Annotated in this window: 14 protein-coding genes; 5 read left to right on the top strand and 9 right to left on the bottom strand. The window is 64.4% G+C overall.

The window, feature by feature from the left end; all coding sequences use genetic code 11:
• The first annotated feature begins 98 nt into the window (after window positions 1–98).
• Window positions 99–3,323: an autotransporter domain-containing protein gene (locus NLM31_RS00570; RefSeq protein WP_254191160.1), complete on the top strand. Its 3,225-nt coding sequence runs from the start codon at window positions 99–101 to the stop codon at window positions 3,321–3,323.
• Between the two features lie 47 nt (window positions 3,324–3,370).
• On the opposite strand, the gene NLM31_RS00565 is transcribed toward NLM31_RS00570, so the two are convergent.
• Entirely contained in the window at window positions 3,371–4,006 is a 636-nt protein-coding gene (locus tag NLM31_RS00565; protein WP_254127285.1) for a TetR/AcrR family transcriptional regulator, read from the bottom strand.
• A 299-nt stretch (window positions 4,007–4,305) separates the two neighbouring features.
• Here NLM31_RS00565 and NLM31_RS00560 point away from each other — a divergent pair, with 299 nt between their 5' ends.
• From NLM31_RS00560 to NLM31_RS00550, 3 genes are read left to right on the top strand one after another with little or no spacing between them, the layout of a single operon-like run.
• Entirely contained in the window at window positions 4,306–5,109 is an 804-nt protein-coding gene (locus NLM31_RS00560; RefSeq protein WP_254191159.1) for an SDR family NAD(P)-dependent oxidoreductase, read from the top strand.
• A gap of 38 nt (window positions 5,110–5,147) precedes the next feature.
• Window positions 5,148–6,275 carry a DUF5938 domain-containing protein gene (locus NLM31_RS00555; RefSeq protein WP_254191158.1) on the top strand — a complete coding sequence of 376 codons (1,128 nt, stop codon included), beginning with the start codon at window positions 5,148–5,150 and terminating at the stop codon, window positions 6,273–6,275.
• A 58-nt stretch (window positions 6,276–6,333) separates the two neighbouring features.
• On the top strand, window positions 6,334–7,857 hold the full coding sequence (locus NLM31_RS00550) for an AMP-binding protein (protein ID WP_254191157.1): 1,524 nt from the start codon (window positions 6,334–6,336) through the stop codon (window positions 7,855–7,857).
• 23 nt (window positions 7,858–7,880) lie between these two features.
• On the opposite strand, the gene NLM31_RS00545 is transcribed toward NLM31_RS00550, so the two are convergent.
• On the bottom strand, window positions 7,881–9,455 hold the full coding sequence (locus NLM31_RS00545) for a winged helix-turn-helix domain-containing protein (protein ID WP_254191156.1): 1,575 nt from the start codon (window positions 9,453–9,455) through the stop codon (window positions 7,881–7,883).
• Between the two features lie 22 nt (window positions 9,456–9,477).
• Window positions 9,478–9,654: a hypothetical protein gene (locus NLM31_RS00540; protein ID WP_254191155.1), complete on the bottom strand. Its 177-nt coding sequence runs from the start codon at window positions 9,652–9,654 to the stop codon at window positions 9,478–9,480.
• A 30-nt stretch (window positions 9,655–9,684) separates the two neighbouring features.
• Between NLM31_RS00540 and NLM31_RS00535 the strand changes: the two genes are divergently transcribed.
• Window positions 9,685–10,344, top strand: coding sequence for a peroxiredoxin (locus NLM31_RS00535; protein ID WP_254127273.1), 660 nt, complete (start codon window positions 9,685–9,687; stop codon window positions 10,342–10,344).
• 44 nt (window positions 10,345–10,388) lie between these two features.
• Here NLM31_RS00535 and NLM31_RS00530 read toward each other — a convergent pair whose 3' ends face one another.
• The 6 genes from NLM31_RS00530 to ugpA form a co-directional block, all read right to left on the bottom strand.
• The gene (locus tag NLM31_RS00530) at window positions 10,389–10,883 is read right to left on the bottom strand and encodes a GNAT family N-acetyltransferase (protein ID WP_254191154.1); all 495 of its coding nucleotides are present in this window, start codon (window positions 10,881–10,883) and stop codon (window positions 10,389–10,391) included.
• 109 nt (window positions 10,884–10,992) lie between these two features.
• On the bottom strand, window positions 10,993–11,265 hold the full coding sequence (locus tag NLM31_RS00525) for a DUF1150 domain-containing protein (RefSeq protein WP_194465218.1): 273 nt from the start codon (window positions 11,263–11,265) through the stop codon (window positions 10,993–10,995).
• Between the two features lie 51 nt (window positions 11,266–11,316).
• Entirely contained in the window at window positions 11,317–11,742 is a 426-nt protein-coding gene (locus tag NLM31_RS00520; protein ID WP_254127269.1) for an Hsp20 family protein, read from the bottom strand.
• A 246-nt stretch (window positions 11,743–11,988) separates the two neighbouring features.
• The gene (locus NLM31_RS00515; RefSeq protein ID WP_254191153.1) at window positions 11,989–13,074 is read right to left on the bottom strand and encodes a sn-glycerol-3-phosphate import ATP-binding protein UgpC; all 1,086 of its coding nucleotides are present in this window, start codon (window positions 13,072–13,074) and stop codon (window positions 11,989–11,991) included.
• A gap of 6 nt (window positions 13,075–13,080) precedes the next feature.
• Window positions 13,081–13,929: a sn-glycerol-3-phosphate ABC transporter permease UgpE gene (gene ugpE, locus NLM31_RS00510; protein WP_254127265.1), complete on the bottom strand. Its 849-nt coding sequence runs from the start codon at window positions 13,927–13,929 to the stop codon at window positions 13,081–13,083.
• On the bottom strand, window positions 13,929–14,810 hold the full coding sequence (ugpA, locus tag NLM31_RS00505) for a sn-glycerol-3-phosphate ABC transporter permease UgpA (RefSeq protein ID WP_254127263.1): 882 nt from the start codon (window positions 14,808–14,810) through the stop codon (window positions 13,929–13,931). Before ugpA ends, ugpE begins: the two co-directional genes overlap by 1 nt.
• Between the last annotated feature and the right edge of the window lie 47 nt (window positions 14,811–14,857).

The following is a 14,857-nucleotide window of genomic DNA, read 5'->3' as shown; positions in this document are numbered from 1 at the left end:
AGGCGTCGCGAAATTTTTGCGCTTGAGACGGGCGGCACATTGTCAGGCGCCGGGGTCCGCTAGAAGTCGTTCAGCGACACGATTGGCAATGAACGGACATGATGCGGAATGGAATGCGCCGCCGCTTGCGCGCGGCGCTGCTGGGCACGGCGGCAAACGGCGCGCTCGGGCTGATGGCGCTGCAGCCGGCGCAAGCCGGACCGGGCGCCTGCACCGCGGTCGGAACCACCGCCACCTGTACCGGCGATCAATCCGGCGGGATCGGCGCTGCTGACTTCAATCAAGCCACGGTCGATACGCTCAACGTCAATTCGCTGACGACCAAGATCACGCCGGCTACGGGCACGTCCGGCATCGATTTCGAGCGCGGGAGCGGTGACGTCACGATCAACAGTGACATGACGCGCTATTCCATCGCCGTGACCGGAACTGCCGACGGCATTCATGTCTCGTCCTTGGCGACGGGATCGTGGGAAACCGGGGTGTTGACGATCAACCAAGCGGGCGACATCAGCTCGGCCGGCGGTTTCGGCATCTACGCGTTCACAGGTGGCATTTTCGGCACCCTTGGCCTCAACATCACCAGCAGCGGCACGATCACAGCATATCGTGATGGCATCAACACCGGTACCCATGCCAGATTTACCGGCGGTGATATCACCATCGCGCACGGCGGCGACATTAGCTCCAGCATTGGTAGCGGCATTTTTGCCGTTTCGTACAGCGCAGGCATCACCGTCAAGGATGTCGGAAACATCAACGCGCAGGGGGCCGGGATCTACGCAGAAGGCAACCTTGGCGTTAGGGTCGAAAGCACTGGGAACATTGTCGCCGCCACCGGCATTATGGCCGGGTCACAGTTTAGCGATATAACGATCGCGCAGAACGGAAGCATCACGGCCACTCAATACGGTCTTGTCGCGCAGACGCCGACGGGTGCCTCCCTGACAATCACGCATGATGGCGGTGATATCTCGTCCGGTGGTACCGGCATCTTTGCGACGAGCCTCGATAACTCAAGCATTACCAACCACGGCAATCTTGTCGCCCGTGACTACGGAATTATCGTGAGCGGCGGGGGCGATGTCACGATCAACAGCATCGGCGACATGACCGTGAGCAACGGCTCCGGCATGTATATCGTATCACAGCGAGCTATCTCGATTACCAACCGCGGAAACATCCGCGCCGCCGATCACGGCATCTATGCGACCATGTTGAATGTCTTCGGGTTCGTCGTCGCGGTCGACAGTATTGCCGACATCACCGCGTCCGGCGGCGCAGGAATTTTTGCGTACTCCGCCGTCGGCTATTCGACGGTCACCAGCCGCGGAAACATCAGCGCGCATGACGACGGCATCCACGCCGAGGCCGGGGGCGACGTCACGGTGAACAGCATCGGCAACGTCACCTCGCTCGCCGCAAGCGGCATCTATGCCGGCGGTGGCGGCAATGTCGCCGTCACGGTCAATGGCGGCGCGATATCGGGCGCGTGGGGCGTCTATCTGAACGGCGCAACCAATACCTTGACCATTGGCGCCACGGCATCGGTCGCGGGAAGCCTTTACGCCGTCATCGGCAACAGCGGCGACCATACGGTGAACAATTCCGGCATTGTCAGCGGCAGTGTCGCGTTCGGCGCGGGATCGAACGCCTTCAACAATCTCGCGGGCAGCGTGTTCAACAGCGGCGCGACGGTCGATCTCGGCGCCGGCAATCTGCTGAACAATGGCGGCACGCTGGCGCCATCAGGCGTCGGCACGGTCGGCACCACGACGCTCACGGGCAATTTCGTGCAGGGCGCGGGCGCGCAATTCATCGTGGACGTGGACCCGACCGCCCACACCGCGGATCGGCTCAACGTCAGCGGTACGGCGGGCCTCGCCGGCAAGGTGGTGGTGGATCCGCTGACGCGCCTTGCGACGACGACGACCTACACCATCGCGACCGCGGGCACGGTCAATGGCAGCTTTTCCGGTGTGGACTTCCTGATCGCCAACAGTTTTGCGCGGAACGCGCGGCTGAGCCAAGTCGGCAACGACGTGCTGCTGACGCTCGATCCCGGCCTGCTGTCGTACTCGCTGCCCGGCAATGCCAGCGTCAATCAGCGCAACGTCGCCGCGGGTATCGATGCTCCCTTGATCGGCGGCGCGGTCCTGCCGGCCGGCTTCACCCCGCTGTTCGCGCTGGCAGGCACGCCGCTGCTCAATGCGCTGACACAGGCCTCGGGTGAAACGGCAACCGGTTCGCAGCAGGCGACGTTCAGCGCCATGAACCAGTTCATGGGCGTGCTGACCGATCCGTTCGTGGCGGGGCGCGGCGATCCGCGCGCATCCGGTGGCACGACCGGCTATGCGGCAGAGGACAGCGAGGCGCTCGCTTACGCCGGTGGCCGCAAGGGTGCCGACAAGGGTGCCGAGCGGGAGGCCTATGCGGCGATGTCGCGCAAGGCTCTGTTGGCCCAGAGCTTCGAGTCGCGCTGGAATGTATGGGCCGCGGGTTTTGGCGGCTCTCAGACCACCGATGGCAATGCGACGCTCGGCTCGAACAGCGCGACCAGCCGTATTGCGGGCACAGCCGCTGGAGCCGACTACTGGATCTCCCCCTCTACCGTGGCCGGCTTTGCGCTTGCCGGCGGCGGCACCAATTTCTCGGTCGCCAATGGCGGCACCGGCCGCTCCGACCTGTTTCAGGCCGGCGCTTTCATCCGCCACAATGCAGGTGCGGCCTATGTCACGGGTGCGCTGGCCTATGGCTGGCAGGACATCACCACCGACCGCACCGTCACCATCGCAGGCGCCGATCACCTCCAGGCCCGCTTCAACGCGAACGCCTGGTCCGGTCGGCTCGAAGGCGGCTACCGTTTCGTCGTGCCTTCGATCGGCGGCGCCGGCGTCACGCCCTATGCGGCAGCCCAGTTCACCACGTTCGACCTGCCGGCCTATGCGGAACAGGCGCTCACGGGCAATAACACCTTTGCCCTGAGCTATGGCGCCAAGAGCGTCATCGACACCCGCAGCGAACTCGGCCTGCGCACCGACAAATCCTTTGCGATGGCCGATGGCGTGGCCACTCTGCGCGGCCGCATCGCATGGGCCCACGATTTCAATCCCGATCGTTCGATCGGCGCGACCTTCCAGGCGCTGCCGGGCGCGAGCTTCGTCGTCAACGGCGCAGCGCAGGCCGCCGACGCGGCGCTGGTCACGGCCTCGGTGGAAAAGGCATGGCTGAACGGCTGGTCTGCGGCTGCGACATTCGAAGGCGAATTCTCCAACGTCACGCGCAGCTACGCCGGCAAGGGCGTGCTGCGCTATGCGTGGTGAGAGCGGTGACGGATCCCGCTTCCTTCGTGAATGCGCGCTCGTGCGCTTCAGCAGATCGTCGGCATCAGGCGCCGGACTTCGTCGAGCAGTTCGGGCGTCGCCGTCTTGTCACCCGCGAGGTGCCTGAGCAGCGCGCTCTGGAATAGACCGTCGAACAGCGCATAGAGCGCAGCCGGCGATGACGCCGGTCGCTTGCCGCCGAGCTCGGCATAGCGGGAGGCGATGCGCCAGATCATGGCTTCCAGGCTCTTGTCGATCTCGAGCACATCCTTGCGGAACGCCGCCTCGAACATCGCCTGCGAGCGCAAATCGTACCAAAGGCGGTGCATGCGGGCTTCGCTCTGCAGCGTTGCCGCGAGCTTGGCGAGGAAACCCTCCGTCAATTCGTCGCGGCTCGTTGCCGTCGCGACGACATCGTCATATCGCGTCACGCACTTCGCCTTGTAGTGGCGGACGCAGCAGCAGATCAGGTCGAGCTTGTCGCTGAAATAATAGTGGAACACGCCGTGCGTGAACGCGGAGTTTTGCGCGATTTCGCGCAGGCTGGTGCGTGCGAAGCCGAGCTCGCCCAGGGTTTCGAGCGCAGCCTCCGCCAGCTCGATCCGCCGCGCGTTGAACTTGTCGTCCCGCACGACCTCCACCACGGCCTCACGCTTCACCGCTCCTGTCGCTCGCCGCGCCATTGTCGCGCTGTCTCCCGTCTCTTCGTTACGACGATCACATCGTCTACAGACCATCCTCTTTGACAACTGTCAAATTTTGCCTTGACAACTGTCAAGCTCCGGGAGGAGGGTGCGCGCCAAGAATTTGGACAGTCGTCAAGACGCCAGCAAATGGAGGAAATGCCCCCACCGGCGCCGCGCCGCCGGAACGGACTCGCATGCCGTTGCGCCATGGCGCCGGCACCGTGCTGCGAAGCGCAGCACGCACCGATCATCAGCGACAAGATCAGTCCAAAAGATCAGCAAAGGGAGGATGTGCGATGAGTGAGAAGAGTCTTGATGGCCGCAAAGCCCTGGTCACCGGCGGAGCCCGCGGGATAGGCGCCGCGATTGCGAATGCACTCGCGCAATCCGGCGCGGCGGTCATGATCGGCGACATCCTCGATGACGTCGGCAAGGACAGCGCCGGCCAGATTGCCAAGCTCGGTGTGAAGACCGGCTTCGTGCATCTCGACGTCACCGACGATGCGCAGTGGGAGAAAGCGGCCGCTGCGACGATCGCAACGCTCGGCGGCTACGACATCCTGATCAACAATGCGGGCATCGAGATCACCTCGCTGATCTCCGAGGTCAAGGCCGAGGACGCGCGGCGGATGTGCGACGTCAACATCGTCGGCACCGTGCTCGGTATGAAGCACGCCTTCCGCGCCATGCGTCCGGGCGGGCCGGCGGGCAAGGGCGGCGCCGTCGTCAACATCGCCTCGGTCGCGGCGACGATCGCCTTCCCGGCCATCGCGGTCTATTCGGGCACCAAATCCGCGGTCGATCGCATGACGCGGGTGGGTGCGATGGAAGCCGGCAAGCTCGGTTTCGGCGTGCGCGTCAACTGCATCTATCCGGGCCTGATCCCGACCGACATGGGCATGCAGCTCGCCAATGACATCGTGAAGATCGGGCTCGCGCCCGACGTCAACGCCGCGGTCGGCTCGGTGGTGGAGCAGACGCCGCTCGGCAAGCTCGCCGAGGTCAGGGACATCGCCGACGCTGCTGTCTTCCTGTGTTCGGACCAGGCGCGCTTCATCACTGGCATCGGCCTGCCGGTCGATGGCGGCATGGGCATGTGAGCGCGGATCACCACCAACAACCCATCAGGAGGATCGCAATGAGCAAGAAGCCCGTCATCGTCTATGGCGCGTCCGGCTACACCGGCCGCCTGGTCTGCGAATATTTGCGCGAGTACAATATCCCCTTCATCGCCGCCGGCCGCAGCACCGAGAAGCTCAACGCCGCGATGAAATCGAATGTGGCCGGCATCGAGACCGCCGACTACGAGGTGGTGACGGTGCCGCACACCGTGGCCGCGCTGACCGAATTGTTCAAGGGCGCCTCGGTGGTGCTCAACACCGTGGGCCCCTTCGCCAAATTCGGCACCGAGGTGGTGCAGGCCTGCGCCGCTGCCCGGTGCCACTACACTGACACCACCGGCGAGCAGGACTGGCTGATCACGCTCGAACAGGAGTTCGGCGCAAAGTTCGCCAATGCCGGGTTGCTGTTGGCGCCAGGCATCGCGCAGATGTACACCACCGGCGAGATCGCAGCCCAGCTGTGCCTGGAGACGCCCGGCCTCGACACGCTCGACATTGCCGTGTTCTGGGGCGGCAGCCCGACCATCGCCTCGACGCAGACTATCCTGGTCAACGCTGCGATGGCCAAGGCCTACTATCTGGAGCAGAACAAGTACGTCGAGCATCAGCCCGATGCCGGGCTCTACAACCTCGCCATCCCCGGCCAGCACGAGCTGGCGCTGGCGCTGCCCTGGGGTGGCACCTCGCATCCGGTGTGGTTCAAGCGCGATCCGCGCGTGGCCAACGTGAAGGTGCTCGGCGGCGTGTTCAATCGCGCCCTGATGCTGGGCGTGCCGCAGATCGTCGCCGGCGCGCTGGAGGCGACCAAGAACATGAACCCCGACGACCGCTACGCCGCGTTGGCGCAGACCGCGGCCAGCGTGATGAACACGATGCCGCCGCGCGAGAACCCGCGCGTCAACAAGTCGCTGGATTCGGTGCATGCCTCCGGCCCGTTGGGGCGCGCGCACTGCGTCATCAACGGCAATAGCAACTACAAGCAGACCGGCATGCTTCAGGCCTATGCGGCGGCACATCTGCTGCAGCAGCCGCCCAAGCGCGTCGGCTTCGCCTCCGGCTGCCAGGCGTTCGGCCATCACGAATTGCTCGGCCAGTTGCGCAGTTTTGGCCTTGTCGGTAAGCCGATTCTGACCGTGCACGATTAAGTCAATCGGCTGGTGGCGCGGTTTCTCTGCGCCACCGGCTGCAGCTTCGGGAGCGACCATGCGCTTCATCGATTACCTCGACAAAGGTGCTTCGCTCGGCGCCGACGCGCCCTGCCTCACCATGGACGGACGCGATCTCAGCTATCGCGAGGTGCAACGGCTGAGCTATCGGATTGCGCGTGGGCTCGACCGCTCGGGCATCGCGCCCGGCGAGAAGGTTGCGATCCTGTCCGGCAACGATCCGCTTGCCTTCTCCTGCGTGTTCGGCATCTCGCGCGCTGCCGCCGTCTGGTGCCCGATCAATCCGCGCAATGAAGCGGCCGAGAACAAGTTCATCCTCGACGGGTTCGATTGCGGCCTGCTGCTGTTCCACTCCAGCTTTGCACCGATGGTCGAGGCGGTCAGGCCGGAGCTGCCGAAGTTGCGCGCACTCGTTTGCCTCGATGCCGAGTTACCCTTCGCGCCATCCTTCGACAACTGGCTCGTGGGTCTCGACGACGGCTTTTATCAGCGCGAGACCATCGACGATCTCGCGATGATCCCGGGCACCGGCGGCACCACCGGCAAGCCCAAGGGCGTGATGCTGTCCGGGCGCAACATCGAGACCATGACGGCGCTGACCCTGATGGGCTATCCCTTCAAGGGCCGCCCGGTCTATCTCGCGCTCGCGCCGCTGACCCATGCGGCCGGCGTGCTGTGTTTCCCGATCATGGCGCTCGGCGGCCGCATCGTGATCATGCATCACCCTGACATCGGCGAATTCCTCGATTTGATCGAACGCTACCGGGTCACGCACACCTTCCTGCCGCCGACCGTGATCTACATGCTGCTCGATCATCCCAAGCTCAACTCCGCGAAGCTCGAGTCCCTGCAATGCTTCTGGTACGGCGCGGCGCCGATCTCGGCGACGCGGCTTGCGGAGGCGCTCCGGCGTATCGGGCCGATGGCGCAGTTGTTCGGCCAGACCGAAGCGCCGATGATGATCTCGATGATGGCACCGAGCGAGCATTACAATGCCGACGGCACGATCGCGATGGAGCGTCTCGCCTCGGCCGGGCGGATCAGCCCGCTGGTGCAGGCGGGCATCATGGATGGCGACGGCAATTTGCTGCCGACCGGCGCGCGCGGCGAGATCGTGGTCCGTGGCTCGCTCGTGATGGACGGCTACTACAAGAATCCGCAAGCCACGGCTGAAGCCTCAGTGCATGGCTGGCACCACACCGGCGACATCGGCTACCTCGACGACGACGGCTACCTCTATATCGTCGATCGCGCCAAGGACATGATCATCACCGGCGGGTTCAACGTCTACTCGATCGAGGTCGAGAACGCGCTGCGGGCGCATGAGGCGGTGCAGGATTGCGCCGTGATCGGGCTGGCGGACGAGAAATGGGGCGAGCGGATCGTCGCCGTGGTGCAGCCCCGCGCCGGCCATCGGATCGACCCCGTGGCGCTCGCCGCCTTCGTCAAGGGACAGATCGGCAGCGTCAAGACGCCGAAGCAGATCGAAGTCTGGGACGATCTTCCGCGCTCCAAGGTCGGCAAGGTGCTGAAGCCGGACATCCGCGCGCGATTGACCTGATCGAGCGTGCCCCTACGCCTCGGTCATTCCGGCAGTCCAGCTCGCCGCAGGCCTTCGCCATAGCGCCAGGCATCGTCGGGGCGCCGGTAGGGGCCGAAGATCGCCTCCAGATTGGACACGCGCTCGCCGGGGTTGATCTGGAGCAGCCGGGCCACGGACTTCTGCGCGGCGTCGAGCTCTCCGGCGAATGCATCGGCGGCTGCGCCGATGCGCAGTGCCGGCAACAGTCTCGGCGTGCCGCGCAAGGCTGCGTTGGCCCAGGACGAGGCTTCCGCGTAGCGGCCGGCGAAGAAGTGCGCGTGGGCGGTGGCGACCTGCATCAGGGGCATCAACGGATCGACCGGGCTGAGGCGCATCGCATACATCAGATGCGCGACGGCGGCCTCAGGCTCGCCCATCCAGCTCTTGATGAAGCCGGCGAAATAGGAGGCCCACATCATGTTGGGATTGACGGCAAGCGCCTGCGCGATGCACGCGGCGCCGGTGTCGAGATCGCGTACGACATAGGCCAACGCGCCGGCGCTCGTGGCGAGCGCGAGCGCGTCGTCGCCGCCGAGGCGAATGGCGTTCCGCGCCAGCCGATCGGTCTCGGCGATGTCGCGCGCGAGATCGTCGGTGGGCCAGCGATTGGTCCTGTCCTTGACGTAGCAATAGGCGGCCATGCCGTAGGCGGCCGCGAATTCCGGATCGAGCTCGATCGCACGCCTGAACATCTGCAGGGCCTCGACATTGGCCTCGCGGATGGTGAAGCGATAGATCGCCGCCGTGCCGCGCAGATAATATTCGTAGGTGCCCAGGCTCTCCGTCGGCTTGCGCTTGGCGCGCTCGATCGCGGAATGCTCGAGCTTCGGCACCAGCAGCCCCACGACCTGCCGCGCGATCTGGTCCTGCAAATCGAAGATATCCTCGAGCGCGCCGTCGAACCGGTCGGCCCACAGATGCGCGCCGGTCGACGCATCGATGAGCTGCGCGGTGATGCGGACGCGGTCGGCCGATTTGCGCACGCTGCCTTCGAGCACGAAGCTGACGCCGAGCTCGCGACCGATCTGCTTCACATCGACGGCGCGGCCCTTGTAGGTGAAGCTGGAATTGCGCGCGATGACGAACAGCGAGCGGAAGCGCGACAGCGTCGTGATGATCTCCTCGACGACGCCGTCGGCAAAATACTCCTGGCTTGGATCGCCGCTCATGTTCTGGAACGGCAGCACCGCGATCGCCGGTTGAGCCGGAAGGGGAGGCGCGTCGGTCGCGGCGGGAGGCAACGCGGCGACGGAGGTCTGGTGGTCTGGACTCACCGGGCCGACAAACCGATAGCCGTATTTCGGCATGGTCTCGATCCAGCGTTCGCCGCCCGGCTCTTCTTCGAACACGCGGCGCAGTGCGGCGATCTGCACGGGAAGATTGCTCTCCTCGACGATGAGGCCGGCCCAGGCCGATTTGATCAGCGCATCCTTTGAGACCGGCATTCCCGCGCGCTCGACGAGCACGCGCAGCACGGCGAGGGCGCGCTGGCCGATCGCGACCGGAGCGCTGCCGCGAAACAGGAGCGCGGCGTCCGCGTCGAGCCGGAACGGGCCGATGATGTAGCTCGTAGCCATGGCGCAATGCTTAAGAACTTTTTCAGAACGACACCATGACTTTCGGCCCGGCCAGGCGCAGATATCGGGCCATTGCTTGCAGCGCTATTCGATCCGGCCGGATTTTCGGTCGCAAAATCAAACAGGTGCAACGCGTCGTCCCGGCCGCGATCAGGGACAGGTCGAAGTTGCATCGGGATTCGTCGCGCGCATTGGCCATTCACCGGAAGACCACAGAAGGACCTGCCTCATGGCACTCGCACTCAACGACATGGCGCCGGATTTCGCGGCGCAGACCACCGAAGGCGATATCCGCTTCCACGACTGGATCGGCGATTCCTGGGCGGTGCTGTTCTCGCATCCGAAGGATTTCACGCCGGTCTGCACCACCGAGCTCGGCACCATGGCCGGCCTGAAGGGCGAGTTCGACAAGCGCAATGTCAAGATCATCGGCATCTCCGTCGATCCGGTCGAGAACCACGACAGGTGGAAGGGCGACATCCACAAGGCCACCGGCCATGCCGTCAATTATCCGATGATCGGCGATCGTGATCTCAAGGTCGCAAAACTTTTCGGGATGCTGCCGGCCTCGGCCGGCGATACGTCGGAAGGGCGTACGCCGGCCGATAATCAGACGGTGCGCTCGGTCTTCGTCATCGGCCCCGACAAGAAGATCAAGCTGGTGCTGACCTATCCGATGACGACCGGGCGCAACTTCCGGGAAATCCTGCGCGTCATCGATTCCATGCAGCTCACGGCTAAATTCCCGGTGGCGACGCCCGCCGACTGGACGCAAGGCGAAGATGTCGTGATCGCGGCGTCGGTGTCGGATGAAGACGCCGCCAAGCGTTTCGGCTCCTTCGTCACCGTGCTGCCCTATCTGCGCAAGGCAAAGCTACCGGCAGCCTGAGTCGCGCCTGACGGGCGCTACCTCGTCGTGGTCCGGGACCGCGTCTACAGCTGGCGCGAGAGGTAGCGGACCGTCTTGCTTCCGTCCTGGATGCTCGCGCTACCGACCTCGGTAAATCCGAGGGCGGCGTGGAAAGCGTCTGAGGCCGGATTCGGCGGCACGCGCTTGACTTCGCAAACGATGCGATCGTGGCCGGCCTCGGCCGCACGATCGAACAGGTCGGCGTAAAGCCGGCGCGCGCATCCCATGCCGCGTGCGGATGCTGCGACCACGATCCGGTCGACATAGACGAAGCGCGCGTAACGCGCTTGAAACCACAGGAAGTTCGGGCTGTCGTATCGCCCGTCCTGATCGAGTGCGATCAGGAAGGCATCGAGCTGGCCGATCCTGCGCGCGTAGAAGGCCTGCGCGACGAGGTCCTGCATCCGCTCGCGCTCAAGCCACGACAATTCCTCTGCATGGCTGTTGTTGAGAGCGAGCATGCTCTCGGCCAGCTTCTCGCCGGGCGACAACTCGGATGTCGTAATCGCGATGGGCATCTGCTGATCCATGACCATCGTCTAGCAGCGGCGCGGCACAAATGAAAACGGGCGCGCCTTCGTGCGAAGGCATGCCCGCCAAATTTCTAGTCGTGCGACGCGCGTGCGCTCAGTGCACGCTGACGGCTTGCAGCTCGTTGCTCCAGGCATTCGCCACTGCGGCTTCGCGGCTGTCGGTCAGCATGATCGGCGTGCCGTCGGCGGCATGTAGCGCGAACAGCTTGAGGCCGGGCGCAATCTTCGGGGCTTCGGGGAACAGGCCGGGCACATCCTCGGAGCGGATCTGCTTCACATAGGCGATGTGGCCTTCGCCGAGGTTCGCCAGCGTCTCGGGCGAGGCGTTCCTGGCTTCGTGTTCGAATACAACGTGACCTTCACTCATGGTCTCGACTCCTTCACAGAAACTAAGCGGTCGAGTCCGCTACTCGTTCCATTATTCGTGCTCATTGATAGCGATTGTCTTAACGATCCTCTCCGGTTCAGGCCGGGCCAGGTCGATCGACAACAACCCGTTCTTCAGATCCGCACCCAGCACCAGCATCCCCTCCGCCAGCACGAAAGTGCGCTGGAAGTGGCGCGCGGCGATGCCGCGATGGATGTATTGCCGGGTCTTGTCGTCCTGCTGCCGCCCGCGGATGACGAGCTGGTTTTCCTCAATGGTTACATCGAGTTGGTCGCGGGTGAATCCGGCGACCGCCAGCGTGATGCGCAAGCGCTCGGGCTGGCTGTCCGCACCGCCACACCTCTCGATATTGTAGGGAGGGTAGCCGTCGGCGCCTTTGACGACGCGGTCGAGCACGCGCTCGATCTCGTCGAAGCCCAGAAGGAACGGACTGGATAACGTAGGAACACGAGACATAGTTTACAAAGTCCTCTCGAAGCGACTTTGGCATTTCAGGGCCCGGAAGCGGCGCCCCTTGGTCAGCAATATGGGCATATCCCGGTTTGGGTTCAAGGACGTAGGAGGGGGCTGTGGATTCACTGCTTCCGCCCTCTCCCGGCCATGACGACGGTGCGGGCGAATTACCTCAATGAAAACAGCGCCCCGTCTACTGTGCATGGGGTTGTTTTCGCGGTCTTGGCCGGCCGGACCTTTCGGAACCGGTCAGGCCTCGATCCGCGTCCGGCCATCGCCGCTGAACAAATGCAGCTTTTGGCGCACCGCCGCGACCCGGATCTTCTGGCCGATCGCCGGGGCCTCGGTTCCGGGAATGCGGACGATGACCTCGCCTGCCGGTAGCTCGCCCGGGGTGGCGGCGACACGCTGCCCGTCCTGGGCGCGCGAGCCGTAAACGAAGGTCTCGGCACCGACGCGCTCGATCGCCTCGACCGTCAGCGGCAGTGCAACGCCGCCGGCCGGGGTCTGGTCGGTGATCGCAAGATCCTCCGGACGGATGCCGAGGATGCCGGCCTCGCCTGCGCTGCCGCCGAGCTGCAACTTGATCTCGTCCTGGCGCGTCGACATCAGATTCATCGGCGGGGCGCCGATGAAGGACGCAACGAAGGTCGTGGCCGGCTTCTCATAGATCGCCAGCGGATTGCCGACCTGCTCGACCTGGCCGCCGTTCATCACGACCAGGATGTCGGCGAGCGTCATCGCTTCGAGCTGGTCGTGGGTGACGTAGATCGAGGTGACGTTGAGCCGGCGCTGCAATTTGCGGATCTCGACGCGCATCGAGATGCGGAGCTTGGCGTCGAGGTTCGACAGCGGCTCGTCGAACAGGAACACTTTTGGCTGGCGCACGATGGCGCGGCCCATGGCGACGCGCTGGCGCTGGCCGCCGGAGAGCTGGCGCGGCTTGCGCTCCAGCATCGGCGCGAGCTCGAGCACGCGTGCGGCTTCCTCGACGCGGGTCTTGATCTCGGCTTCCTTCATGCCGCGATTGCGCAGGCCGTAAGCCATGTTGTTGAATACGCTCATATGCGGATAGAGCGCGTAGTTCTGGAACACCATCGCGATGTCGCGATCGGCGGGCTCGACCTGGTTGACGACCTTGCCGCCGATGTCGATCTCGCCGCCGGTGACGGTCTCGAGCCCCGCGACCATGCGCAGCAGCGTGGACTTGCCGCAGCCGGAGGGCCCGACCAGCACGCAGAACTGGCCGTCGCCGACATCGACGTTGACGCCCTTGATGGCCTCGAAGCCGCCGGGATAGGTCTTGCGGACGTTGCGCAGGGTGACGTTGGCCATGACTCTCTACTTCTCCGTCTCGACCAGGCCGCGCACGAACAATTTCTGCATGGCGACGACGACGAACACCGGCGGCAGCATGGCCAGCACGGCGGTCGCCATCACGATCGGCCATTCGGTCAGCGCATCGTTGGTGGTCATCATCTTGCGAATGCCGATCTGGATGGTCTGCATGTCGTCGCGTGTGGTGATCAGCAGCGGCCAGAGATATTGATTCCAGCCGAGGATGAACAGGATCACGAACAGCGCGGCCATGTTGGTGCGCGACAGCGGCAGCAGCGTATCCCAGAAGAAGCGCAACGGGCCGGCGCCGTCGATGCGCGAGGCCTCCAGCAATTCATCCGGCACGGTCATGAAGAACTGGCGGAACAGCAGCGTTGCGGTGGCCGATGCGATCAGCGGCAGCGCGAGGCCGGCATAGCTGTCGAGCATGTGCAGATCGGCGACGATCTTGTAGGTCGGATAGATGCGGACCTCGACCGGCAGCATCAGCGTGATGAAGATGATCCAGAAGATCGGCATCCGGAAGGGAAAGCGGAAATAGACGATCGCATAGGCCGAGATGATCGAGATCGCGATCTTGCCGATCGCGATCGCCAGCGCCATCACCAGCGAGTTCAGCATCATGTTGCCGACCGGCTCGCGGGTCGTGCCGCTCGTGCCGACGAAGATGGTCTGGTAGTAGACCTCGAAGAAATGGCCGCCGGGCAACAGCGACATCTGCCCGTTGGCGATCAGCGCGTTGTCCTGGGTCGAGGCGACGATGGCGACGTAGACCGGGAAGGCGACGATCGCGATCCCGATCCAGAGGACGATGTGGGCGACGTAGCGTCGAAAGCCCTCTTGCTCGACCATCAGTAGGTCACCTTGCGTTCGACGAAACGGAACTGGATGCCGGTCAGCACGATGACCATGACCATCAGGATCACCGACTGAGCCGCGGAGCTGCCGAGGTTTCCGCCGATCAGGCCGTCATTGTAGACCTTGTAGACCAGCGTCTCCGTCGACTTGCCGGGACCGCCGCGCGTCATGGTGTCGATGATGCCGAACGTGTCGAAGAAGGCGTAGACGATGTTGACGACCAGCAGGAAGAAGATGGTCGGCGACAGCAGCGGGAAGGTCACGGTCCAGAACCGGCGCATCGGGCGCGCGCCGTCGATCGCGGCGGCCTCGAGCACGCTCTTCGGAATGGCCGCGAGACCCGCGAGGAAGAACAGGAAATTATAGGAGATCTGCTTCCAGGCGGCGGCGAGGATGACCAGCGTCGCGGCCTGGTTGCCGTCGAGCAGCGGATTCCATTCGATGCCGGCGGCACGCAGATAGCGCGAGAGCACGCCGAGCGAGGGATGCAGCATGAAGACCCAGAGCACGCCGACCACGGGCGGCGCCACGGCATAGGGCCAGATCAGCAGCGTGCGATAGACCGCGCCGCCGCGCAACGGTTTGTCCGCCATCACCGCGAGCAGCAGTGCCACGGAGAGCGAGGACGCCGCGATCGCAAACGAGAAGAAGAAGGTCCGGACGACCGTCTCGAAATAGGCGGGATCACTGAACAGCTCGACGTAATTCTCGAACCAGACGAAGCTGGTCGAGAGGCCGAAAGCATCCTGCAGCAGAAAGGACTGGATGACGGCCTGCGCGGCCGGCCAGTAGAAGAAAATCAGAACGATCGCGAGTTGCGGCGCAACCAGCGCATACGGCAGCAGCTTTGATTGGAAAATCGCTTGCTTTTGCATGATGGGGTGGTGCCGGCGGGCCGCCGATCGTGCGGCCCGCCGGCGCC

Origin of the sequence: Bradyrhizobium sp. CCGUVB4N (genome assembly GCF_024199945.1) — a bacterium.
Taxonomy (GTDB): domain Bacteria; phylum Pseudomonadota; class Alphaproteobacteria; order Rhizobiales; family Xanthobacteraceae; genus Bradyrhizobium.
This window is presented reverse-complemented; position numbering and strand designations above follow the sequence as displayed.